Raw genomic sequence first — 21,778 nt, forward strand, 5'->3', positions numbered from 1 at the left:
AGGAGTAGTCGTGAGACGCTTGCTGTCTCCCCGGCGCGCGCTCGCCGGTGCCTTCACCGTCGCCGCTGTCGCGGCCGACCTGTGGTTCGCGCCCGTCGCTGCCTCGGCCGCCCTCGCTCGTGTCACCTGCACGGGGCAGGAAGCGGTCAGCTACAGCCCCGGGCTGACCCTCACCCCNCATGACACCACGGTCACGATCAACAGCCTCCTCGGCTCGGCCGGGAACCCGGGCCTGTGCGTGGCGCCCGGCAAGGGCATCACGTCCGCGACTTATACGGAGGTCTTCGACCGGCCGGGTGCCTCGTGTGTGCAGGCCCTGTTCAACGGCCCGGGCAGCCGAGTGATCGTCTGGAGCGACGGACGGAGTAGCACCTTCACCTTCACCGCGCAGATCCAGACGCTCCCGGCCGCGTCCCTGGTCACCCTGACGGGGACGATCACCTCCGGCGAGTTCGCGGGCAGGAGGGCCGTCGAGACGATCCAGATCCCGCAGCTCGACCTGGTCCAGTGCTTGACGACAGGCATCGACAACAGCATCGCACTGGCGACACTGGTCATCCTGTAGCCACTGAGCCTCGTCCATTCCCTCAGGCCGTCGCCGCCGGCCTTCGTCGCCCCACCCCGTGCGACGGCTGGGACCTCGCCGCCCTGCTCGCACACGTGATCGGCCAGGGCGGCCGCTACGCCGGCCCGGGCGGCTTCCTGCAGGGGCGCGGTGCGCCGAAGCTCGTCGGCCGGTCGAGAGCCGCCCGGGACGGCGCGCTCGCCCGTCGCCTGTGGACGGTCTCCGAGGAGCTGACCGGCGTCACATTCCCGCTGGCCGCGACGAAGGCCACGAAGAACGAACGTCAATCGCTGCCGGTGAGTCCGGCACCGGCGCCCCAGGATTGGTGATCCTCGGGCGGCGGACCGCTGGAGTCGGCTCGACAACGGGCCTACGCTACTGCGCCGTGAGGTGAGATCATCGTCAGGTGACGGNCGGGCTGCCGCGCGGCGGTCACCGCCGACTCAAGCCCCTGAGGAGTCCCTTCGCATGGGTACACCTGTCCGAGAGGTCCGCACCTACTGCCGCATCTGCATCGCCCAGTGCGGCACCCTGGTCACGGTCGATGGCGATCCGGCCTCGCCTGTCGTACGCCAGGTCCGCGGTGATGCCGAGCATCCTGTGTCCAAGGGTTACACCTGTGCCAAGGGTCGCGCCTTACCGGCGCTGCACCACCACCCGCTGCGCCTGGAGCAGCCGCTGCTGCGCGACGCGGATGGCACGCAGCGGCCGGTGGACTGGGACACCCTGCTCACAGACCTCGGTGGGCGTCTCGCCGGGATCGTGGCGGAGCACGGGCCCGACGCCGTGGCCGTCTTCTACGCCACCGGCGCCGCGTTCGACGCCGCGGGCAGGCGGACCGCTGAACGGTTCTTCGACCGGCTGGGCACGCGGCAGAAGTACTCCTCGCTCACGATCGACAGCCCGGCCAAACCGCTGACAGCCGAGATGGTGGGAGGCTGGCCGTGGCTCAACCTGGTCGACGACGACCAGGAGTGCCGTCTGTCGCTGCTGGTCGGTATCAATCCGATCGTCTCCCATGGTCACACCACGTCGATGTCCAACCCCCGGGCGCGGCTACGGGCGCAACGCGAGCGCGGCGAGCTGTGGGTCCTCGACCCACGACGTACCGAGACGGCCCGGATGGCTACCCGCCACTTGCAGACCCGCCCCGGTAGCGATCCGTTCGTCCTCGGCTTTCTGGTCCGTGAGCTGCTCGCCGACGGCGCCGACGAGGCGTACCTGCGCGCGCACGCCTCGGGCGTCGACGACCTCGCCCGGGCGGTGTCGCCGCTGGACGCGCAGCGTGCCGCCGCCGTGTCCGGGGTGTCGGTGGACCAGCTACACGAGTTGCTCGCCGCGATACGCCGCGCGGGACGGATCTCCGTTGTCACCGGAACCGGCGCGACGATGGCCGCTTCCGCCAACGTCACCGAGTGGCTGCGGCTGGCGCTGCTCACCGTCACCGGGTCCCTCGACCGGCNGGGCGGCATGTGGTTCCATCCCGGATTCCTGCGCCCTGTCGACGGGTTGGATCTGCCCGTGTCACCGCCTGAGGGCAGGATCGAGCCCGGACCTCGTTCCAGGCCGGAGCTGACTCGTCGGTTCGGTGAGTATCCGTGCGCCGCGCTCGCCCCGGAGATCGAGGCGGGCAACGTCCGGGCGCTGGTCGTCGTCGGCGGAAACGTCGCCTCCTCCTTCCCCGCCAGCGGCGGGATCCGTGCCGCGCTGCGCTCGCTGGAGGTGTGCGCGGTAGCCGATGTCGTCGAGACGGAGACGACCCGGTTGGCCACGCATGTGCTGCCGAGTGTGGGACAGCTGGAGCGGGCCGACGTACCCGTCCTGCTCGACGCCTTCACCGACCGGGTGATGTCACAGCGCACCGCCGCGGTGGTGCCACCGGTGGCCGAGCGCAGGCCGGTCTGGTGGTCGTTCGCTCGGCTCGCCGAACAGCTGGGCCTCGACGTGCTGCCCCGCGGGCTCACCTGGGAGACCGCCGACGACGACGCGATCATCGACCCGATCGTCGCCCGGTCCCGCGATCCGGAGGCCCTCGCGCAGGCACCCGCCGTCGTGCTCTCGTCGGTGGAGCGGTTCGGCTGGGTGACCGGGCATGTGCTGCCAGGCGGGCGTTGGCGGCTGGCACCGCCGCCGCTGCTCGCTCAGCTTGCCGAGCTGCTCACGTCGGAACCGGGCGTGGACGTGGCGCCGGACGGCCTGCTCCTGGTCCCGCGCCGNCTGCCGCGGGCGATGAACAGCCAACTGCACGACGTCCGCCAGGCTGGCGCAACACCGCAGGCCGAACTCCTGGTCCACCCGGCCGACGCGGCGACCGCCGGGATCACCGACGGGGTGATGGTACGGGTCCTCGGCGCCCATGGCGCGACCCGCGCACAGGCCAGGGTCACCGACGAGATCCGGGCGGGCACGGTGTCGCTTCCGCACGGCTGGACCGAGNCGGACGTCAACCGACTCACCTCGATCGTTGACGAGACGGACGCGCTGACCGGGATGGTCCNCATGTCCGGGATCCCAGTGCGGCTCGAGCCCGAGGTCTGAGGGCGCTCGCCCACGTTCGGGTAGTCCCCAGGAGTGAGGTCGATGCCGATGGGATTGTCCGCCACGGACTCGGGCAGCTCGCCAGGCAAACTGGCGGCGTAGGCGATCTCGGTAGCCGCAAATCCGCAGGTCAGATGGGGTGTGTCTGGAGCCGGCATGGGGACTTGAACCGCTAACCGCCTCTCTCTCTCCATGACCACGACACCCACCCGCCGGGGCCCGAACTGCTGGCGATGTCCAAGCCGGCGACCCCGGCAGCGTGGTCACATCATCACTCGACCGAGGCCAGCCGAAATGCTCCCAGCCCCCCTCCTTGCGCCGTAGCTAAGCCTTACCTAATCTCAACCGCATTCGGCTGACTTGACGGGGAGGCAACGTGAGCGAGACACGGACGCTGATACTGGGGTTCATCGCGGGAGCAACGATCCTGATCGGGCTCCCCATCGGGCGGCTACGTCGCCCGATGCCAGGAGTGNGGCAGTTCCTGAACGCGACCGCCATCGGCATCCTGATCTTCCTCGTGTGGGATGTGCTCGCGCATGCCTGGGAACCTCTCGACGCTGCGTTGAGCAAGGTCCACGACCACAGCGGCGGCCTCGGCCCCGTCTTCGGCTACGGCACGCTTTTCCTCGGCGGACTGTCCATCGGACTGCTCAGCCTCCTCGGCTACGAACGCGTCCTCATGCGCCGGCCCACCCCGCCGCAGCCGGAGCCGGGCGCCGGGGCGCGCTTCGGGCCCGGGGCAATGGCCGCCGACGAACTTGCCACACTTCAGCCACCCGCTACCACGGGCCTGTCAGCCGCCCGGCGGCTCGCGCTGACCATCGCGGTCGGGATCGGCCTGCACAACTTCGGCGAAGGACTGGCCATCGGAGGCAGTGCCGGCCGCGGCGAGATCACGTTGGCGACCCTCCTCGTGATCGGCTTTGCGTTGCACAACNCCACCGAAGGATTCGGGATCGTCGCCCCGCTCGCCGCCGACGCCGACCGGCCCAGTTGGGGATTCCTCCTGCTCACCGGACTCATCGGCGGCGGACCCACCCTCATCGGCACCGCGATCGGCCGGCAGTTCACCAGCGACCCGCTCAGCGTGATCTTCCTGTCCCTCGCCGCCGGTTCCATCCTCTACGTCGTCATCCAACTCATCGGCATCGCGTCGCGCGCTGGCCGCCGTGAGCTGCTCTACCTCGGAGTCCTGGCCGGCCTCGCCGCCGGATTCATCACCGACGCCATCGTCACCGCCGGCGGCGCCTAACCCACTGGCCCCTGTCCATCGCGTCGATCACCATGGCCGCGGCCGTGGCGTTCTTGCCCGCAACGTCAGGGAGCGGTGAGGCCGGTGGCTGTTGTGAAATGCCCGGCGTACTACAGTACGCGCGGCGGTAAGCAGCACCGACATCTCGCTCAGGCGTCGGCGCGGACCAGCCGCACCGCCGCCAGCGCCACGGCCACCGGCGGCCGAACTCCTCGGCGGGGCCGAGCGTCGGTGGCACGGGACGTTCGCGCAGGACGGGCGCCGGCTCGTCGTGACGGTCGAACCCGGCGGCGAGGCGCTGCGGGTCCCGGGCCGGGCCACCGATCAGATCGTCGGCGTCCTGCTCGGCAATGCCCGCGAACACGGTGATCCAAGGCCCACCGATGCCACTCCGCGTCGAGCGCGAACGGCATTCCCCCTCCGCGAGGGCGTTTAACTTGTCCTGATTGTGTAACGTCGGTGCGATCAGCGCTCAGCGGGCCGTCCGACAGGTCCCTGGGGTACGNCTTGCGTGGGTGCTTGGCAGACGCTCTTACCTGACCCACGTCGTCGGCGAAACCCTGGTCCCATCCTCACGCTGAGCCCTGCGCTGACCCGCCCGGCCGAACCTCGCCGCGACACGAACCGCACTGCGGTTCCCCTCACCTGCCACACTCGGCCGGGCGCCAGAAAGCGTCACGATGTCCAAAGCGTGAGATCTTTGAGGAATTGACAGTGATCGGCCGCTCCGGACAGCAGTGCCACAGCCAGACCGATGATCATCGCTATGCCAAGAAATCTCCACCACGACTTGTCGATCTTGTCGACTCTCCATTGCACGGTTCCACGGTAGGGACACCTGATGTGATGAGGATGTATTAGTTCAGCAGTGCACGCGGCCCCCGGCCGCGCGTCACCGGCGACCGATCGGAGGCTGAAAAGGGTCCCGAGTGCGGTGCGGGCGCAGGGAACGGGGCCGGTTGGTAGGAGGCCCGGACACCGCGCTTGTCCCGGCTGATCAGGCCGGCGTCGACGAGGACCTGCAGGTGGCGACTCACGGTCCGGCGCGGAGGCCGAGGGGTTCGGTGAGTTCGCAGGCGTAGGCCGCGCCGCCGCGGAAGTAGATCATCGACAGGAGTCGGAGTCGGGTCGGTACGGCGACGGCCGCGGCGCAGATGTCGAAACTCCCCTCGACCCGGCCCAGACCGTCGTCCTGGCTCCCGATGATGCAACCAGCACGCCATTTCATACGTCGGTCCGCGAGCGTGACGCCGAGCGGGACGCGGTCGGACCGGCGTGGAACAACGGCGCCCTGCTCGCCGGCATACGTCACGAGCCACATGCAGGTGATTGCCCGACGGGTGGGGCTGTGCTGCCAACTCGTGCGCTCGGCCGAGCGGGGCGCAAAGACGCCGACGGTCGGCAAGCGGTACCGGGCGCCAGAAGGCATATGGACGGTTTACCGGGATCGGGTGCCGTGCGGACAGGTGGAGGTGATCGGCTGCACCCGGCGTCGCGGCTCCAGCGCGGTGCTGCACCTCGCCGAGGCGCTGCCTTTCGACTTGGAGGCCGGCGTCGAGCTCGGCGAGGATCTGCTGTCCCTCAAGCGGCTNCACGACCTCCGGCACAGCTCGGCGAGCATCCATCTCTCCGAGGGCGGAGATCTCACGCTGCTGAGTAAGAGGCTTGGTCACAGCTCCCCGGCGATCACCGCTCGGCTGTACGCGCACCTGTTGCGGTCGACGGGTCAGGCGGCGGCGGAGACGGTCGCGAACGCGGTTCCGCGGCGGGTGAGACGGCCATCTCACCCACAATCCACCCACAGCGATCAGCGCACGCGAAACGAGTAAGTAGGAAATGCAAACCATGCAGCTAACACGCCTGCCGCGGGGTGGGCCGTCAGGGACTCGAACCCTGAACTCGCCGGTTAAAAGCCGGCTGCTCTGCCAATTGAGCTAACGGCCCCGCGGGGCGATCCTACCCGGATGGGGCGTGGTCGTCGGAGCCTCCGGGCGTGGGGGGCGCGAGTCGACGGACGGTCGTCCTGTGGCACGGGTCACAGTGCGCCGGACTGTCGCTTCCGTCGATGATGGCGATCTCCGACCTCTCCTCCCGGTTTCCGGACGCGTCACGCTACCGGGGCGGGCCGGGGGCCGAGCATCCGCGAGTGTCGAGGAGCCCACGTGAGCGAGATCAGCCCGGCCGCCGAGTCGGAACCGAGCGCCGTGAGTGCGGGGCACACGATCGTCTTCATCCACGGTCTGTGGCTGTCGTCGGCGAGCTGGCAGCCGTGGATCGACCGGTTCGCCGCCCTGGGGCACACCGGTCTCGCGCCGGAGTGGCCGGGGATGGACCGTGACCTCGAGGCGTTGCGGGGCGAGCCGACCGCCGACAACCACATCGGCGTGACCGAGGTGACGGACAGCTACGCGAAGATCGTCGCGGCGCTGCCGGAGGCGCCGATCCTCGTCGGGCACTCGTTCGGTGGGCTGATCGTCCAGCTCCTGCTCGACCGCGGCCTCGGGGCGGNCGGGGTGGCGATCTCGCCGGCGCCGGTGAAGGGCGTGCTGCGGCTGCCGCTGGCCACGCTGCGCTCGTCGGCCCCGGTGCTGACGAAGCCGGCGACCCGCGGCCGGCTGGTCGGGCTGACCGCGGACCAGTGGTTCTACGCGTTCGCGAACACGGTCAGCCGGGCCGAGTCGGATGAGCTGTACGCGCGGCTGCAGGTGCCCACTCCGGGCCGGCCGCTGTGGCAGGCCGCGTTCGCGAACGTCAACCCGAAGGCGGTGAGCAAGGTCGACTTCACCAAGGCCGACCGGGCGCCGCTGCTGGTCCTCGGCAACGGCGCCGACCACACCGTCCCGGCGTCGGTCAGCCGGGAGACGTACACCCGCCAGCGCAGGTCGGGAGCGATCACGGCGTACCACGAGTTCCCGGGTCGTCCGCACCTGACGGCCAGCGTGNCCGGCTGGGAAGAGGTGGCCGACCTCGCCCTCGCCTGGGCGCTGGCCCCCCGCTCCGGCGAGGTCTGAGCTCGGCAGCTCACCGTCTCGGCAGGCGGCCGTCTCGGCAGGCCAGCGGCCGGGCGGCTCGGCTGCTCAGGACGGCGAGAAGTGCACCGGCAGGGCGGACAGGCCGCGCATCCACGGTGACGGACGCCAGACCAGCGCGTCGGGGGAGACGGCGAGCACGGCGTCGGGCAGCCGGTCGAGCAGCACCTCGACGGCGCCCCGCACGATCGTCTCGGCGATCTCCTGCGCGGGATACGGGCAGCGGTGCTCGCCGTGGCCGAACGACATGTGGGCGTGGTTGCCGCCGGGGCCCTCGAAGGAGTCCGGCCGCACCTGCGGGTCGCCGTTCGCCGCCGCGCAGCTCAGCACGAGCATGTCACCGGCCTGGATGTGCTGGCCGGCGAGCTGGGTGCTGCGGNCCGCCCAGCGGCCGGACATGTTCTGCAGCGGCGTGTCCTCCCACAGCACCTCGTTGAGCGCCTGCCCGACGCTGCGCCGGCCCCCGGAAAGGGTCACGGCGAACCGGCTGTCGGTGAGCATCAGCCGCAGCGTGTTGCCGATCCAGTCGGTGATCGGCTGCTGGCCGATCCCGACGATCAGCAACAGGTCCCACGACGCCTCCTCGTCGGTCAGCTTCCCGGGGTGGCCGAGCATCGCGGACGGGAGGTCCGGCCGCGGGCGGGCCCGCCGGTCGGCCAGCAGCGCGTTGATGATGGCGACGAACCGGGAGTGGCCGGCGACCGCCTCCGGGCCGGAGCCGTCGGTGGCCGCGTTCATCGACGCGAGCAGCTCCGGCAGGCCGGCCTCGGGAATGCCGATCATGCGTCCGATCAGCANCATCGGCATNGACTGGGCGTACTCGGTGATGAGGTCCGCCTCGCCGCGTCCGGCGAAACCGTCGATCAGCTCGTCGCAGGTCCGCTCGCACAGCGCCCGCAGCTCGAACAGGTCCACGTCACCGAGCACGTCGTTCATGATCGCGGAGCGGCGCTCGAACTCGGCGCCCTCCAGGTGCATCGTGTACGGCTGGTAGCCGACGACGGGCAGCAGCGGCCAGTCCGGCGGGACGCGGTCCCAGGCGTTCCAGCGGCGCGGGTCGCGACCGTACAGCTCCGGGTTGCTCGTCACGTAGTGCAACTCCCGATAGCCGAGGACCAGCCAGGCGGGGATGTCGCCGTCGAGCAGGATCGGCGCGACGGGGCCGTGGACGCGGCGCATCTCCCGGTACATCTGCGCCGGGTTGTGCTGGAAGCGCGGGCCGTACAACCGGACCGCGCCCGGGTGGTCGGGGAAGCCCGGCGCCGGAGCCGCGAGCTCGGGGGCGGCCGGCGCCGGCGCCCAGGTGTCGACGCGGTCGTGGGACGGAGGTGTCACGGCGAGATCTCCTGGGCGGTGGACAGGGCGTACAGGTGGTTGACCAGTGCGATCAGGACCGACTTGCTCGACGCGCGGTGCCGGGCGTCGCAGTCGACGAGCGGGACGTCGTCGNACAGCGACAGCGCCTCGCGCAGCTGCGGCAGCGTGTGCGCCGGCTCGCCGAAGTTGTTCCGCGCGACGATGAACGGCATCCCGTGGTGCTCCAGCCGGTCGATCGCGTACCAGGAGTCCGCCACCCGACGGGTGTCGACCAGGACGACTGCGCCGAGCGTCCCTGCGAACAGCCGGTCCCACAGGAACCAGAACCGCTCCTGCCCAGGGGCGCCGAACAGGTAGAGCACCATCCGCTCGTTGAGGCTGATCCGGCCGAAGTCGAAGGCCACGGTGGTCGTGGTCTTCTCCCGCACGCCGCCCGTGTCGTCGATGCCGATGCCGGCACCGGTCATCGTCTCCTCGGTGCTCAGCGGGCGGATCTCGCTGACCGCGCGGACCATCGTGGTCTTGCCGACACCGAACCCGCCGACGATCACGATCTTCAGCGCGTCGTCGACCGTGCTCGCCAGCGGGGCGCGGGAACGGGGTAACGCCCGGACGGCGGGCTCAGAGCTTCTTGAGTCCAACGAGCACCTGCTTCAGGATCTCGGGATGGGGCAACGGCGTCCTGACGACGGAGGCCGAGGGATGGCGCGCCGCGATCCGGCCGGTGTCCAGCAGGTCGCAGAGCAGGATCTTCACCACGCTCACCGGCAGCTTCAGNTCGGCGGCGAGCTCCACGACGGCGACCGGCGACCGGCACATCCGCAGGATCGCGGCGTGCTCGGACTGCATGCCCGGCGCCGGGTCGCTCTCGCTGACGATCAGCGTGACGAGGTCGAAGGCGTTCTCGTCGGCGCGGCTGCGCCCGCCGGTGACGGTGTAGAGCCGGTCGGGGTTCTCCCCGTCGATGGCCTCGCGGATCACGAGGCCGCGAACCCGGGGGCGGCCTCGCGCGGCGGGGCACTGAGGTAGTCGCCGATCTGCTCGACCAGCTCGTTCATGTTGTGCCCGATGACGCCGGCGTCGGCGTCATCGGTCGCCACGACGGCGAGATGGGCGCCCTGGCCGGCCTCGATGATGAACAGCAGGCCGCCGTGGAACTCGGTCATCGACTGCCGCACGCCCCCGCTGCCGTCCCCGAACTCGATCGACGCGCCATGCGAGAGGCTCTGGATACCGGAGGCGATGGCGGCGAGCTGGTCCGCGGAATCCACGCTGAGACCGGAACTGCGGCAGAGCTTGAGCCCGTCCTTGGAGAGCACCAGGGCGTGTCGGGTTCCCGGAGTCCGCTCCAACAGGTTTTCCAGCAGCCAGTCGAGGTCACGGGTTCTCGTGTTCATGCTTGTCTCCGGCCGTGCGTAGGAGCGATCAGGAGTTGCCGTTGCGCCAGGTGGGGAGGCCGCCGGGGGTGGGTCCGTCGAACCTGGTCCCGTCCGGGGTGAGCCCGTCGAACGTGGACCCGCCTGGAGTGGGCCCGTCGGCGTCGGTCCCGCCCCGCGTCTGGAACCAGGTGCTCTCGTCCGGGCCGCCGGCGCTGCCCCCGGAGGCGGGGTGCGGTTCCACCGGTCTCGGTGGCACGGTCGGTCCCGGTGGCACGGTCGGTCTCGGTGGCACGGTCGGTCTCGGTGGCACGGTCGGTCCCGGCAACGCGGTCGGTCCGGTACGTGACGGAGGCAGCGGAGGCGGCGGCGATGGCGGGCGACCCACGCCGGGCCGGTCGGGCGCGCTGGAGGTGTTCGAGGCGACCGCGTCGGTCCGCTCGCCGCGGGTCGCGCGGCGGAAGGCGCCGAAGCGGGCGCCGGCGTCGGCGGGCGGGGAGGCGCGCGTCGGCGCCGGCGGAACCGGCACCCGGCCCACCGCGTTCGCCATGGTCTCCCCGCGACGCCGTTTCGGCAGCACCTCGCGGGGCGCCGGTGGCACGGGCGCGGCCGGCTCGCCGGGAACATCGGCGCGCGCGACCGGCCCCGTCGGGCTGCCCAGAACGGGTGTGCCGGGTGCGGCGGGTCGCCCCGCCGCGGCGCCGTCCGCCAGGCCGCTTCCCGCCAACCCGGTTCCCGCCAACCCGGTTCCCGCCAACCCGGTTCCCGTCGACCCGGTTCCCGTCGACCTGGTGCCGTTGAAGCTCGTGCCGTCGAAGCTGGCGCCGTCGAAGCTGGCGCCGTCGAGGCTGGGTTCGACCGAGGTGGGGCGCTCCAGCCTGCTGCTCGTGCCCCGAGGCGCCGCGCCGGCCGCGTCCGCGCGCGCCGCCGCGCCCGGGGCGGCCGCGGCCGCGCCGACGATCTCGCCCACCGGCAGCCCGGCCGCGGTGGGGTTCGGCCGCGGCTGGGTGATGAGCCGGCGGGGGATCATCACCACGACGCCGGTACCGCCGCGCGAGGACGGCCGGAACGACACCATCAGACCGTGCTTGCGGGCAAGCACGCCGACGACGGCCAGGCCCAGGCGGGTGCCGGACAGCGTGGTCAGATCCAGCGGCTCCGCCGAGACGGCGGCCTCGGCACGGCGCAGCGCGGCGGGTCCCATGACGAGGCCACCGTCCTCGATCGTCACGACGATGCCGGCCTGGACCTCCTCCACGTAGACGTGCACCTCCTCGGACGGAGGCGAGAAGCTGGTCGCGTTGTCCATCAGCTCGGCGAGAGCGTGCATGACGCCCTCCGCGGCGTAGCCGGCGACCGCGACCGTGCTCGTCGAGTGCAGACGGACCCGCTGGTAGGCACTGATCCGGCCGACCGCGCCGCGCAGGATGCTCTCCATCACGATCGGCTTGGTCCATCGCCGCCCGGTACGGGCGCCGGTCAGTACCGCGATGCTGTCCGCCAGCCGGCCCGCCTGCGCGGTCGCGTGGTCCAGGCGGAGCAGGTCGCCGAAGACCTCCTCGTCGTGGCGCTCCTCCATCTCGCGCAGGTCCGCGAGCATGCTCGTCGCCAGGGCCTGCACCCGGCCGGCGGCGTTGGCGCAGGCGGACATCGCCGCGGCGCGCATCCGCTCGCCGCGGCCGATCTCCGTCGCCAGCGTCCGCAGGATGCGTCGGTGGGTCTCGCGTGCCTCGCGGTCCCCGTCGCCGATCTCCGGGCTTGCGGCGGCGTCCCCGCGGCCGATGACGCCCGCCTCCTGGCCGATGACCGTCCCGACGGCAGGGTCGGTTCCGCGGGCGAGGCCCGGGTAGGCGGTGCCGGCGGCGCCGATCTCGCCGATCTCCACGATCTCGGCCAGCGCGGCCTCGGGCGAGGCACCGTCACGCAGCCGTTTCACGACCGCGGGCAGGATCTGGTCGGCGAGCTGGGCGGCGCGGACGTTCTGCGTCTGGACCTGGGACTGCGCGCCGGCGAGCCGGTTCTCCAGGTCGGTGACCTGGCTGCGTAACCGACGGACCGCCCGACCGCGGCCGAGCGCGAGCGCGACGGTGAGCAGCACGACCGCGGTGGCCACCACCGCCGACACGATCACCGGCGGTCGGTCCGGGCCGGCGGTGGCGGCGTTCGCCCACGCGGCCGCGCCGACGACGGCCAGCACGGCGATCAGCAGGACGACGGGCGTCTGGTCGGTCGGGGTGCGGGGGCCACGGCGGGTGGGCGAGGCATGTGTCGGCATGAGGCGGTCCTCGTCAGCGGCTGGTGGCGAGCACGCGGGGACGGTCCGGGTGGCCGCCGAGGGCGCGCCGTCGGCCGTGGGCGCGTTCGGCCTGGTGGGACGTGCGTAAGCCCAGATTCGTGACTGCCACGGTTTCGACCCCCCGGTCTCGCCTGTGTCGCCGGTCCCGCCGGTCCCGCGATCCGGCCGGTAGGACGTTGCCGATCCGGCCGGTCAACCATGTGCCCAGGCCACCGGCGGCGGCCGGCCCGGGTCGGCGGCGATGTCGGACAGCCTAGGCACGCATTCACGGCTCGCAGACGGCCAGCAACCAGCATTGAGCGGGACGATCGACCCCTAGTGGCAGAGATGGGGCACTGTTGTCCCCGAATGGTCCCCGAGGCTGCCCGGAACCATCCGGGGACAAGGGAACGGTTCCGCAAGAGGCGGCGGTCCCGCCTATGCGCGAACGGCCTAGATTCCCGAGCGCCGTCCTGAATGCCCCGTTTGCCCGTCCGCCTTAGTGGTGGTTTGCACACATCTGGACGATGTGGCTGTGCCGGGGAACCGTCTCGCGGATTCCCCGCATGACGGCGGCATGGTGATGCGGAAGCCGGCATGGACGAGGCGACGAGCGAACTGTTGGCACTTTTGGGCCATCGGAAGAACCCGGGGCTCGCTGTCGGNGGCGGGCTCGGCGCGGTGCGCTCAGCGGCCCCGGGCCGCGGCGGGTCCGGGGTAGGGCAGCAGCGCCATCTCCCGGGCGTTCTTGATCGCCCGGGTCACCTCCCGATGCTGACGAGGTGTCAGCCCGGTGATCCGCCGGGCCCGGATCTTGCCCCGGTCGGAGATGAACTGGCGCAGCAGGGCGACATCCTTGTAGTCGNCGTAGGTGATCCCGCGTTCGCGGAGAATGTTCGGCTTTTTGNGCTGTCCCGGCTTCGGGGTGCGACGCGTGGNCATGGGATGACCTCCTGTCGACCGTCGGTGTCCACTCGGTTATCTCACGGAGCGCGCAGTGATGGTCGGGTGACGACAATCCGTGCTCGGTCGCCATGCTGGCGGCGCCCACCCCGGTTTGGCGGTAAACCGCCGGTCCTGCACATCGTTGAATTCAGGTAACGCTAAGCATCTACTGCGCCCGGGTGGCAGTCACGTGGGGTGACGGGGATCGCGGCCCTCCGCCTCACATCGGCCCTTCCGAAGGAGACTTTCGTGACCAGAAGGCATTCCCCGGCACGCGCGGCAACACTGACCACCGCGCTGGCCGCCGGAATCGTCGCCGCCCTCCCCGGCCTGGCCGGGGCGGCGAGCGCTTCTTCCGCGGTCCCGGGCGCCGTGGCCGTCTCGAAGCGCCCGGCGCTGTTCGAGCGCCCGGCGCGGTTCGACGACCTGCGGGCGGTCGGCCTCGGCCTGACGACGACGGGCGTCCTGGTCCGCTTCGACGTCGACTCGCCCTCCCGGCTGGTGCGGATCGGCCAGGTCAGCGGCCTCGTCGGCGGTGACACGAGCCTCATCGGGATCGACTATCGGGTGCAGAACGGTCGCCTCTACGGCGTCGGCAACCTCGGCGGCATCTATGTGATCAACACGTCCACCGCGGTCGCGACCCGGGTGTCGCACCTCACGGTGGCGCTCAGCGGCACCGCCTTCGACGTCGACTTCGACCCGGCGGCCAACCGGCTGCGCATCATCAGCAACACCGGCCAGAGCCTGCGGCACAACATCGACGACCGGGCCGGCGTCCCGCCGATCGGCACCACGGTCGTCGACACACCGCTGAACTACCCGCCGACGGCCATCGTGGCGACCGGCCTGACCGGCGCTGCCTACACCAACAACGACCTGGACCCGGCGACGTCGACCACCCTGTTCGGCGTCGACACCACCCTCGGCCAGGTGGTCGTCGGCTCGCCGTCCCACTCCGGTCAGCTCGTCGCGACGGGGCAGTTCGGCCTGCCCCTGGGTGGCGACGCCGGCTTCGACATCTTCACCCGGCGGTCGGGCGGTCGGGCGGTGGGCAACCGGGCCTTCGCGACCCTGCTGGTCGGGTCCACCTACCGGCTGGCCGAGATCGACCCGCTGACCGGGCGAATCCGCGTCCACGGCTCGTTCCCGAGCAACGCCCAGGTCGCCGACATCGCGATCCCGCCGAACCAGTAACGAGCTGATTCAGGAGCGGAACGAACCTGGAGTAGGCCGAATCTGGAGTAGGCCGAATCTGGAGTTAGGCCAAGTCTGGAGCAGGCCGAGTCTGGAGCAGGCCGAGTCTGGAGCAGGCCGAACCAGGCGGGACTGTCACCGGGCCCGCAGCGGGTCGGGGCGGTGATCACACCGTCCCGACCCGCCGCGGGCCCTGCCTGCCGACTACCGCGCCCGCGACGTGCCCCAGGCGGGGTCAGCTCCGCTTGCGGTCGGAGCCGTCGAGGGTGATCCGGTCGCCGGTGACGATCCCGGCCCGCCGCAGCGCGTCGGCGATGGCGCCGTCCGGCGCACCGCCGCGTCCGCCCCGCCCGCCACCGCCGCCCCGGTTGGCACCCGCGCCGCCGCCGCCCCGGTTGGCACCCGCGCCGCCGCCGGACCCCACGCCGCCGGGACCCCCTGCCCCGCCGCGACCACCGCCGCGCGTACCGGGAGCCCGACCGGCCGATCCGTCGCGGCCGCCGCCCCGGCCCCGGCCACCGGCGCCGTCGCGACGCTCACCGCCGGCCTCGCCGCGCCGCGCGCCCTCCCGACCCGTGCCGGCGCCGCCGCCGGGAGCCCGTCGCTCGCCGCCGCCGCTGCTGCTGCTGCCGGCGTTGCCACCGCTGCTGCCGGTACCGCCGCCGTCGCCGCCGCGGCGCCCCGAACCGCGCCCCGCGCCGCCCGCCGGCGCCCCGACCTCGTCGTCCAGGCGCAGCGTCAGCGAGATCCGCTTGCGCGGGATGTCGACGTCGAGAACCTTCACCGTGACGATGTCGCCGGGCTTGGCGACCTCCCGCGGGTCGCTGACGAAGTTCTTCGACATCGCCGAGACGTGCACCAGGCCGTCCTGGTGCACCCCGACGTCGACGAAGGCGCCGAAGGCGGCCACGTTGGTGACGGTGCCCTCCAGCGTCATCCCGGGCACCAGGTCCGCGAGGGTCTCGATCCCCTCGGTGAACGCCGCCGTGCGGAACGCCGGCCGCGGGTCGCGCCCCGGCTTCTCCAGCTCGGCGAGGATGTCGGTGACCGTCGGCAGCCCGACGGTGTCGTCGACGAACTCGGTCGGCTTCAGCGACCGCAGCACCGCGCCGTTACCGATGAGCGTGCTCAGCTCGCCGCCGGTGGCCGCGAGGATCCGCCGGACCACCGGATAGGACTCGGGGTGGACGCTGGAGCCGTCCAACGGGTCGTCCCCGCCGCGGATGCGCAGGAAGCCGGCGCACTGCTCGAACGCCTTCGGGCCGAGCCGGGGCACGTCCCGCAGCGCCTCGCGGGTGCGGAACGGCCCGTTGGCGTCGCGGTGGCGGACCAGGTTCTCGGCGAGGCCCGCCCCGATTCCGGACACCCGGGTCAGCAGCGGCGCCGACGCGGTGTTGACGTCCACGCCGACGGCGTTCACGCAGTCCTCCACGACGGCGTCGAGGGACGACGACAGCCGCGCCTCGGCCAGATCGTGCTGGTACTGGCCCACCCCGATCGACTTCGGATCGATCTTGACGAGCTCGGCGAGCGGGTCCTGCAGACGGCGGGCGATCGAGACCGCGNCCCGCAACGAGACGTCCATCCCGGGCAGCTCGGCCGCGGCGTAGGCGGACGCCGAGTACACCGACGCGCCCGCCTCGGAGACGGTCACCTTCGTCAGGGACAGCTCCGGATGCCGGCGGATGAGGTCGTCGGCCAGCTTGTCGGTCTCCCGCGAGGCCGTCCCGTTGCCGATCGAGATCAGGTCGACGTGGTGCTCGGCGGCGAGGCGGGCCAGGGTGGCGATCGACTCGTCCCAGCGCCGGGCCGGAACGTGCGGATGGATGGTGTCCGTGGCGACCACCTTGCCGGTCGCGTCGACCACGGCGACCTTCACGCCCGTGCGGTACCCCGGGTCCAGGCCCATCGTCGCCCGGCTGCCGGCCGGCGCCGCGAGCAGCAGGTCGCGCAGGTTGGCCGCGAACACCCGCACGGCGGTGTCCTCCGCCGCCGTCCACAGCCGCATCCGCAGGTCCACGCCGAGGTGCACGAGGATGCGGGTGCGCCAGGCCCAGCGGACGGTGTCGAGGAGCCAGCGGTCGGCCGCCCGGCCGGCGTCGGAGATCCCGAAGGTCTCGGCGATCCGCACCTCGTAGCTCGTCGGCCCGGGCGCGGGCGGGGTGCCCGGCTCGGTCGGGGTGTCCGGCTCCAGGGTCAGATCGAGGATCTCCTCCTTCTCGCCCCGGAACGCGGCCAGGATGCGGTGGGAGGGCAGCGAGGTGAACGGCTCGGAGAAGTCGAAGTAGTCGGCGAACTTCGCGCCGGCCTCCTCCTTGCCCTCCCGCACCCGGGAGACGAGCACGCCGCGGGACCACATCTGCTCCCGCAGCGCGCCGATGAGGTCGGCGTCCTCGCCGAACCGCTCGACGAGGATCGCCCGCGCGCCCTCCAGCGCCGCACCGGCGTCCGCCACCCCCTTGTCCGGATCGACGTAGCCGCTNGCCGTGCCGTGCGGGTCGCGGGTGGGATCGCCCAGCAGGGCGTCCGCCAGCGGCTCCAGGCCCGCCTCCCGGGCNNTCTGCGCCTTCGTCCGCCGTTTCGGCTTGTAGGGCAGGTAGATGTCCTCCAGGCGGGCCTTGGAGTCGGCTGCCAGGATCTGCGCCTCGAGGGCGTCGTCGAGCTTGCCCTGGGCGCGGATGGACTCCAGCACCGCGGTGCGCCGCTCCTCCAGCTCCCGCAGGTAGCGCAGGCGCTCCTCCAGGGTGCGTAGCTGGGTGTCGTCGAGGGTGCCCGTCGCCTCCTTGCGGTAGCGGGCGATGAAGGGCACGGTGGCGCCCCCGTCGAGCAGGTCGACCGCCGCCGTCACCTGCCCCTGGCGCACGCCGAGCTCCTCGGCGATCCGCTGATGGATGGACCGCTGTGGGACAGATGTCGTCGTCACAATGCCTGATCCGCCTTCTCGTCCTCGTCGCTGCTGTGCGCGTCAGCGCGGTGCCGGGCCGTCCGGCCGATCCGCGCTGACTGCGAGACTACGGGCGATCACCCNCCGCTTTCCGCCCGGGCGGCCATCCGGGCTGAGGCGCCGGCCNCCGCCCGTGGGCCGCGGTGCGGCGATCGGCCGGGCCGCCGTCCGCCGAGGGCAGCCTTGGAGGCGGTGGCCGGTCCGGTGTGATCCGGTGTGATCCGCCCCGTTCGATTCCGTTGCNGGGCATATCCCATTGGTGCGACATGACCTATGATGTGCGCGTGCGCATGGGGGGTGGGGACGCGGGTGCGGGACGCTGTTATTTCTCGCATTCGAGACGTGGTCCGGCTGGATACGGCTCGTCCATGCCGGGGTCGTCCGCTGCCGGATTGCAACGCAGGGCGGCGGAGTGACTCGGGAGAGTACTCTCGGTCCAGTCCGCGGTCCGGCCCTGAGCCCGACCAACGTCGGCGGCATTCGCCACGAGGCTTTCCTGTTCCGGGGTGACGTCGGTTTCCTCAGCGCGACCAGGGATTTCATCCTCGCCGGCCTCGCGGCCGACGAGGACGTTCTCGTCGCGGTGACGCCCGCGCGGATGGCGCTTCTTCGGGCCGCGCTCGACCGGGCCGCCAGGCGAGTCACATTTCTCGATCTGACGGAGGTCGGCCGGAATCCGGCGCGCATCATCCCCGCCTGGCAGGAATTCCTCGACCTCGGGATCGAACGGGGCCGGACGGTTCGCGGGATCGGCGAGCCGCTGTGGTCCGGGCGCCCCGTTCCCGAGCAGCGGGAGTGCATGCTTCACGAGGCCCTGCTCAACGAGGCGTTCACGGCCCCGCCGGCCTGGCGGCTGCGCTGCCCCTACGAGGTGACCGCGCTCGACGCGGTGACCGCCGACGAGGTGTGGCAGACCCATCCGGTGGTGGTGGACGGCGGGCTCGGCCGCGTCAGCGCGCGCTACCGCCCGCCGGCCCCCGCCGTCTCCGCGGTCCCCGCCGTCTCCGCGGTCCCCGCTGCCTCCGCGGTCCCCGCTGCCTCCGCGGTCCCCGCTGTCTCCGCGGTCCCCGCTGTCTCCGCCGCGGCGGTGGCCGACGCCGCCGCGGCCACCCGGCCGGATCCACTCGCCGAGCCGCTGCCGGACCTCGGCCGGCCGCGGGCCGAGGTGGCGTTCGGACCGGACGACCTCGGTCTGGTTCGCGCGGCGGCCACCCGCGCCGCCCTCGCCGACGGGCTCGGCGAGGACCGGGCCGGCGACCTCGAACTCGCCGTGCACGAGGTCGCGACGAACAGCGTCCGCCACGGCGGTGGGCGGGGCATCGTGCGTTTCTGGACCGCCGACGGCTGCCTGGTCTGCGAGGTCACCGACTCCGGTCGGCTCGCCGACCGGCTTGCCGGGCGACGGCGTCCGGACCTCGACCTCAGCGGCGGGCGGGGGCTGTGGCTCGTCAACCAGCTCTGCGATCTCGTGCAGCTCCGGTCGGGGAGCGTCGGCACGACCGTGCGGATGTTCATGTACGTCTGACCGGTCGCGGCGCCGATGCGCACGTCCGGCGGGGGAGGAGACTGCGGTGACGTCGACGGAGCGGACCCGGGTCGGGCGCGGCGCCTGGCCCACGGACGGTCGGGGCGGCACCGTTGCCCCGGCGGGTGGCACAACCGCCGCCGGGCCGGGCCGGTGCTACGGCGTCGGCGCGGGCGAGGCCCCGCCCGCCGGCAGCACCGACGCGGACATCCTCGCCGTCCGGGCCGGCATCACCGCGATCAGCCGGGCGCTGAACTGGCACGGCGGCCCGGGCACCCCGGTGCCGACCGACGGTCGCTTCACCGCCGCCACCAAGGCGGCCNTCATCGCGTTCCAGGACAAGCTGCAGCCCGTGATCAACCGCGACATGTACCTGCCGGNGGTCGAGCACAGCCCGGCGGGATTCGTCAACAAGGAGACGTCCTACGCGTTGTTCATGCCGATTGCGGACCGTTACGCGTTGAAGTACACGGTCCCCCGCGGACTCCTGCGCGGTATCGCCACCATCGAGAGCAACTGGGATCCCGGCGCGGTCGGCTACTGGACGAACTCGGATTTCGGGCTCTGCCAGTGGAACACCACGCTGCCCGACATCACCACGGCGCGGGCGCTGGATCCCTTCTGGGCGCTCGACTCCACGGCCAAGGCGATGCGGGAACGCTTTGATTCCGACCGCTGGGGCCACAACTGGCTGTACGTCATTGCCGCGCACAATGTCCCGACCTGGGCCGCGCAGTGGGCCCAGGGCGAACTGTCCGCCACCGATCCGGCCGACAAACCGAAACTCGACCGGATGAACGGCTACGTCAGCAACGTCCTGGCCCGCGTCTGGTGACGGCGGTGGCCGCCCCGGTGCCGAGGGACGCGGGGGGACGCGGCGGGGTCAGTCCGCAGGCGCCGTGACCTTCTCCAGGACCGCGGTGTTCAGCCGGCGGATGCCGATCGGGGCGAAGGTGCGCTCGAAGAAGCCGCCGACCCCGCCGGCGCCGTCCCACGTGGTGGTCGCCGTGACCGTGCTCTGCTGTTCGCCGGCGCCGGGGGCCACCTGCCACCGGGTCTGCAGGGAGGAGTTCTGGTCCGCCTCGACGAGCGTGGTCGCATCCGGCGCGGACACCGTCGCGTCGACCTGGCGGACCCGCTTGCGGGTGGCCTGCAGCCGGTAGGCGATCCGGCTGCCCGCCCCGGTGCCGCCGGCCAGCACCCGGTACTCCGAGACGTTCTCCGGCCAGGACCGCGCGCGGGCGCCCTGGTAGTCGGCGAGCTTCGCGACGACCTGCTCGGGCGTGCCGGGTACGGCCCGCTGGACCACCACCTTGATCTGTCCCACCGCTGTTCCTCCCTCGCTGCCGGGCGTCCGCACGGGTCAGATTCGCACGCCGGCCGCGGACGCCGCACCGGGGCCGCCCGAGCACCGGTCGAGGATGGCCGGATCGATTACTCAGAGTTACATTGCGGGGACGCTGGCGGCGGCCCTGGAACCGGCCGCCGCCACCGGGGCGCCGGACGAGGGGGTAGGCCGATTTCTCGCGCATGGGCAGGTTATCCGCGTGCCTTCGGGGACCTCCTCGTCTTCTGCGCGGGCGCGGACAGCCGCGCGGTGGCTCCGCAGGACCGCCCCCGTTTCGTCACCGCCGGTGCACTGATGTTGCTGACCGCCGGGCTCGCCACCTACGCGGGAGCCACGGTCGCCGCGATGGGTCTGCACCGCTCGACTCTCGGCGCGGTCCCGTTCGGCCTGTTCTATGCGACGGTGATCTTCTTCATCGACCGGTCGGTGCTGCTGTCCACCCGCCCGTACCGCTACGGGCCCGGCGGGACCGTTCGAGTGGGCCGCGCCGGTCCTTCCACCGCCATGCGGATCTTCATCGCCGTCTGCGCCGCGCTGCTCGTCGGGGAGACGCTGCTACTGAGGATCTTCGCGCCGTCGATCGCGCCGCGGGTCACCCAGATCCGCCAGGAGGACCTCGGCCGGGTGCTGCGCGGCTGGGATGCCAACCAGCTCGGCGAGCAGCGGGTCCTGCGCGACGACCTCGCCGCCCGCCAGCGTGCGCTGGACAGCGCCCACGCCCTCGTCACCGGCAAGACCGCCGAGGTGAACTGCCAGCTCACCGGGGGCGACGGCTGCCTGAGCGGCGAGGGAGCGGTGTACCGGATCAAACTGGGCGAGCTCGGCGCCGCGACCGCGGCGGTGACCACCGCGACCGGCCAGCGCGACGCCGCCCAGGCCCGCCTGGACGTCTTCGACCAGTCCCGCGACGCCCGCCGCGCGCACTTCCGCGACCAGCAGACCGCCACCGTCGACGCCGCCGACGACCTGCTGATCCGGGAGAAGGCGTTCTGGCGGCTGACGGCCGCCGACCACTCCGTGCTGCTCTGGCGGACGGTGCTGACCCTGCTGCTGCTCGGCATCGACCTCGGCCCGCTGATGTTCAAACGGACGCTGGAGCAGACGGAGCTGCGGCGCCGGGAGCGGCTCGTCCAGTGGCAGGGGGAGACCACCGACGAGGTCGACGCCCAGCAGATCGGCCAGACTGCGCGTCGCCGCGGTGAGCTCGCCGAGGCCCTCGCCGAGGGCGCCGCCGCCCGTTACGGCCAGTATGTGCGGCGCCGGGACGAGATCGGCACCTCCCTGCGCGTCGCGGCCGACCTCGCCGACGCCGACGTCGGCCGCGAGCAGATCCGCATCGATCGGGACAGCCGGATCCGCGACCTGCGCGTCCGGTACCGCGTGCCGGACCCGGCGCCGGCGCCGGACCCCGCCGACCGCGCCCACCGCGCCACGCCGTCCTGAACCGTCCGCCGTCCTGAAGCG

At 72.2% G+C, this 21,778-nt stretch carries 15 protein-coding genes, 1 tRNA gene and 8 pseudogenes; 9 read left to right on the plus strand and 15 right to left on the minus strand.

Annotation, left to right across the window (positions count from 1 at the left end):
* Positions 1-660: 660 nt before the first annotated feature.
* Positions 661-894, plus strand: a complete 234-nt coding sequence (locus UK94_RS34535; RefSeq protein WP_041938691.1) for a hypothetical protein — start codon at positions 661-663, stop codon at positions 892-894.
* 3,444 nt (positions 895-4,338) lie between these two features.
* Here UK94_RS34535 and UK94_RS34300 read toward each other — a convergent pair.
* Both UK94_RS34300 and UK94_RS75705 read right to left on the minus strand, forming a co-directional pair.
* On the minus strand, positions 4,339-4,722 hold the full coding sequence (locus UK94_RS34300; protein WP_041938693.1) for a hypothetical protein: 384 nt from the start codon (positions 4,720-4,722) through the stop codon (positions 4,339-4,341).
* Positions 4,723-5,391: 669 nt separating this feature from the next.
* Complete coding sequence (locus UK94_RS75705) at positions 5,392-5,586, minus strand: hypothetical protein (protein ID WP_011601699.1); 195 nt, start codon at positions 5,584-5,586, stop codon at positions 5,392-5,394.
* 391 nt (positions 5,587-5,977) lie between these two features.
* Between UK94_RS75705 and UK94_RS37770 the strand changes: the two genes are divergently transcribed.
* Positions 5,978-6,187, plus strand: a complete 210-nt coding sequence (locus UK94_RS37770) for a hypothetical protein (protein ID WP_235486376.1) — start codon at positions 5,978-5,980, stop codon at positions 6,185-6,187.
* A gap of 42 nt (positions 6,188-6,229) precedes the next feature.
* Here the strand turns inward: UK94_RS37770 and UK94_RS02710 are convergent.
* A tRNA-Lys gene (locus UK94_RS02710) sits at positions 6,230-6,302 on the minus strand.
* A 260-nt stretch (positions 6,303-6,562) separates the two neighbouring features.
* Between UK94_RS02710 and UK94_RS37775 the strand changes: the two genes are divergently transcribed.
* On the plus strand, positions 6,563-6,866 hold a 304-nt coding region (locus UK94_RS37775; protein WP_235486378.1), incomplete at its 3' end, for an alpha/beta fold hydrolase.
* A 1-nt stretch (position 6,867) separates the two neighbouring features.
* Positions 6,868-7,300: pseudogene (locus tag UK94_RS37780) on the plus strand (alpha/beta hydrolase); the annotation flags it as partial.
* A gap of 1,418 nt (positions 7,301-8,718) precedes the next feature.
* On the opposite strand, the pseudogene UK94_RS37785 reads toward UK94_RS37780, so the two are convergent.
* The 7 genes and pseudogenes from UK94_RS37785 to rpsR all read right to left on the minus strand — a co-directional run.
* A pseudogene (locus UK94_RS37785) lies at positions 8,719-8,836 on the minus strand (ATP/GTP-binding protein); the annotation flags it as partial.
* 1 nt (position 8,837) lies between these two features.
* Positions 8,838-9,345 (minus strand): annotated as a pseudogene (locus UK94_RS02725) (ATP/GTP-binding protein); the annotation flags it as partial.
* Positions 9,326-9,481 (minus strand): DUF742 domain-containing protein, encoded by a 156-nt coding sequence (locus UK94_RS37790; RefSeq protein ID WP_235486380.1) that lies wholly within the window; start codon positions 9,479-9,481, stop codon positions 9,326-9,328. The pseudogene UK94_RS02725 and the gene UK94_RS37790, both read right to left, overlap by 20 nt.
* Position 9,482: 1 nt before the next feature.
* Positions 9,483-9,685, minus strand: a pseudogene (locus UK94_RS37795) (DUF742 domain-containing protein); the annotation flags it as partial.
* On the minus strand, positions 9,682-10,101 hold the full coding sequence (locus tag UK94_RS02735) for a roadblock/LC7 domain-containing protein (protein WP_011601739.1): 420 nt from the start codon (positions 10,099-10,101) through the stop codon (positions 9,682-9,684). The pseudogene UK94_RS37795 and the gene UK94_RS02735, both read right to left, overlap by 4 nt.
* Before the next feature lie 28 nt (positions 10,102-10,129).
* On the minus strand, positions 10,130-12,355 hold the full coding sequence (locus UK94_RS02740; RefSeq protein ID WP_055748604.1) for an ATP-binding protein: 2,226 nt from the start codon (positions 12,353-12,355) through the stop codon (positions 10,130-10,132).
* A 687-nt stretch (positions 12,356-13,042) separates the two neighbouring features.
* Positions 13,043-13,220: 30S ribosomal protein S18 (gene rpsR, locus UK94_RS02745; RefSeq protein WP_235486382.1), on the minus strand; the 178-nt coding region annotated here is incomplete at its 5' end.
* Positions 13,221-13,549: 329 nt separating this feature from the next.
* Between rpsR and UK94_RS02750 the strand changes: the two genes are divergently transcribed.
* Positions 13,550-14,497 (plus strand): DUF4394 domain-containing protein, encoded by a 948-nt coding sequence (locus tag UK94_RS02750; protein ID WP_157734092.1) that lies wholly within the window; start codon positions 13,550-13,552, stop codon positions 14,495-14,497.
* Between the two features lie 235 nt (positions 14,498-14,732).
* Here UK94_RS02750 and UK94_RS37800 read toward each other — a convergent pair.
* From UK94_RS37800 to UK94_RS37815, 4 genes and pseudogenes are all read right to left on the minus strand, one after another.
* Positions 14,733-16,062: helix-hairpin-helix domain-containing protein (locus tag UK94_RS37800; protein WP_235486277.1), on the minus strand; the 1,330-nt coding region annotated here is incomplete at its 5' end.
* A 1-nt stretch (position 16,063) separates the two neighbouring features.
* Positions 16,064-16,979, minus strand: a pseudogene (locus UK94_RS37805) (RNA-binding transcriptional accessory protein); the annotation flags it as partial.
* A 1-nt stretch (position 16,980) separates the two neighbouring features.
* A pseudogene (locus UK94_RS37810) lies at positions 16,981-17,054 on the minus strand (hypothetical protein); the annotation flags it as partial.
* Positions 17,055-17,056: 2 nt separating this feature from the next.
* Positions 17,057-17,420 (minus strand): annotated as a pseudogene (locus tag UK94_RS37815) (Tex-like N-terminal domain-containing protein); the annotation flags it as partial.
* A gap of 433 nt (positions 17,421-17,853) precedes the next feature.
* On the opposite strand from UK94_RS37815, the gene UK94_RS02760 reads away from it, so the two are divergent.
* The 3 genes and pseudogenes from UK94_RS02760 (at position 17,854) to UK94_RS37825 (ending at position 19,801) form a co-directional block, all read left to right on the plus strand.
* Positions 17,854-18,966, plus strand: coding sequence for an anti-sigma factor RsbA family regulatory protein (locus tag UK94_RS02760; protein ID WP_011601747.1), 1,113 nt, complete (start codon positions 17,854-17,856; stop codon positions 18,964-18,966).
* Positions 18,967-19,012: 46 nt separating this feature from the next.
* Positions 19,013-19,288: pseudogene (locus tag UK94_RS37820) on the plus strand (hypothetical protein); the annotation flags it as partial.
* 114 nt (positions 19,289-19,402) lie between these two features.
* A complete protein-coding gene (locus UK94_RS37825; RefSeq protein WP_235486384.1) occupies positions 19,403-19,801 on the plus strand; it encodes a transglycosylase SLT domain-containing protein in 399 nt (132 codons plus the stop codon).
* Between the two features lie 48 nt (positions 19,802-19,849).
* Here the strand turns inward: UK94_RS37825 and UK94_RS02770 are convergent, their stop codons facing one another.
* Positions 19,850-20,293 carry an SRPBCC family protein gene (locus UK94_RS02770; RefSeq protein ID WP_041938704.1) on the minus strand — a complete coding sequence of 148 codons (444 nt, stop codon included), beginning with the start codon at positions 20,291-20,293 and terminating at the stop codon, positions 19,850-19,852.
* A gap of 270 nt (positions 20,294-20,563) precedes the next feature.
* Here UK94_RS02770 and UK94_RS02775 point away from each other — a divergent pair, with 270 nt between their 5' ends.
* A complete protein-coding gene (locus UK94_RS02775) occupies positions 20,564-21,757 on the plus strand; it encodes a DUF4407 domain-containing protein (protein WP_011601751.1) in 1,194 nt (397 codons plus the stop codon).
* The last annotated feature ends 21 nt before the right edge of the window (positions 21,758-21,778 follow it).

The organism is Frankia sp. AvcI1 (assembly GCF_001420875.1).
Classification (GTDB): domain Bacteria; phylum Actinomycetota; class Actinomycetes; order Frankiales; family Frankiaceae; genus Frankia; species Frankia alni.

What these genes read in the sequence shown, in the direction of transcription:
- UK94_RS75705 (WP_011601699.1), bottom strand. Translation starts at nt 5,586, where the DNA reads ATGAAATGGCGTGCTGGTTGCATCATCGGGAGCCAGGACGACGGTCTG.
- UK94_RS02735 (WP_011601739.1), bottom strand. Translation starts at nt 10,101, where the DNA reads ATGAACACGAGAACCCGTGACCTCGACTGGCTGCTGGAAAACCTGTTG.
- UK94_RS02740 (WP_055748604.1), bottom strand. Translation starts at nt 12,355, where the DNA reads ATGCCGACACATGCCTCGCCCACCCGCCGTGGCCCCCGCACCCCGACC.
- UK94_RS37825 (WP_235486384.1), top strand. Translation starts at nt 19,403, where the DNA reads ATGCCGATTGCGGACCGTTACGCGTTGAAGTACACGGTCCCCCGCGGA.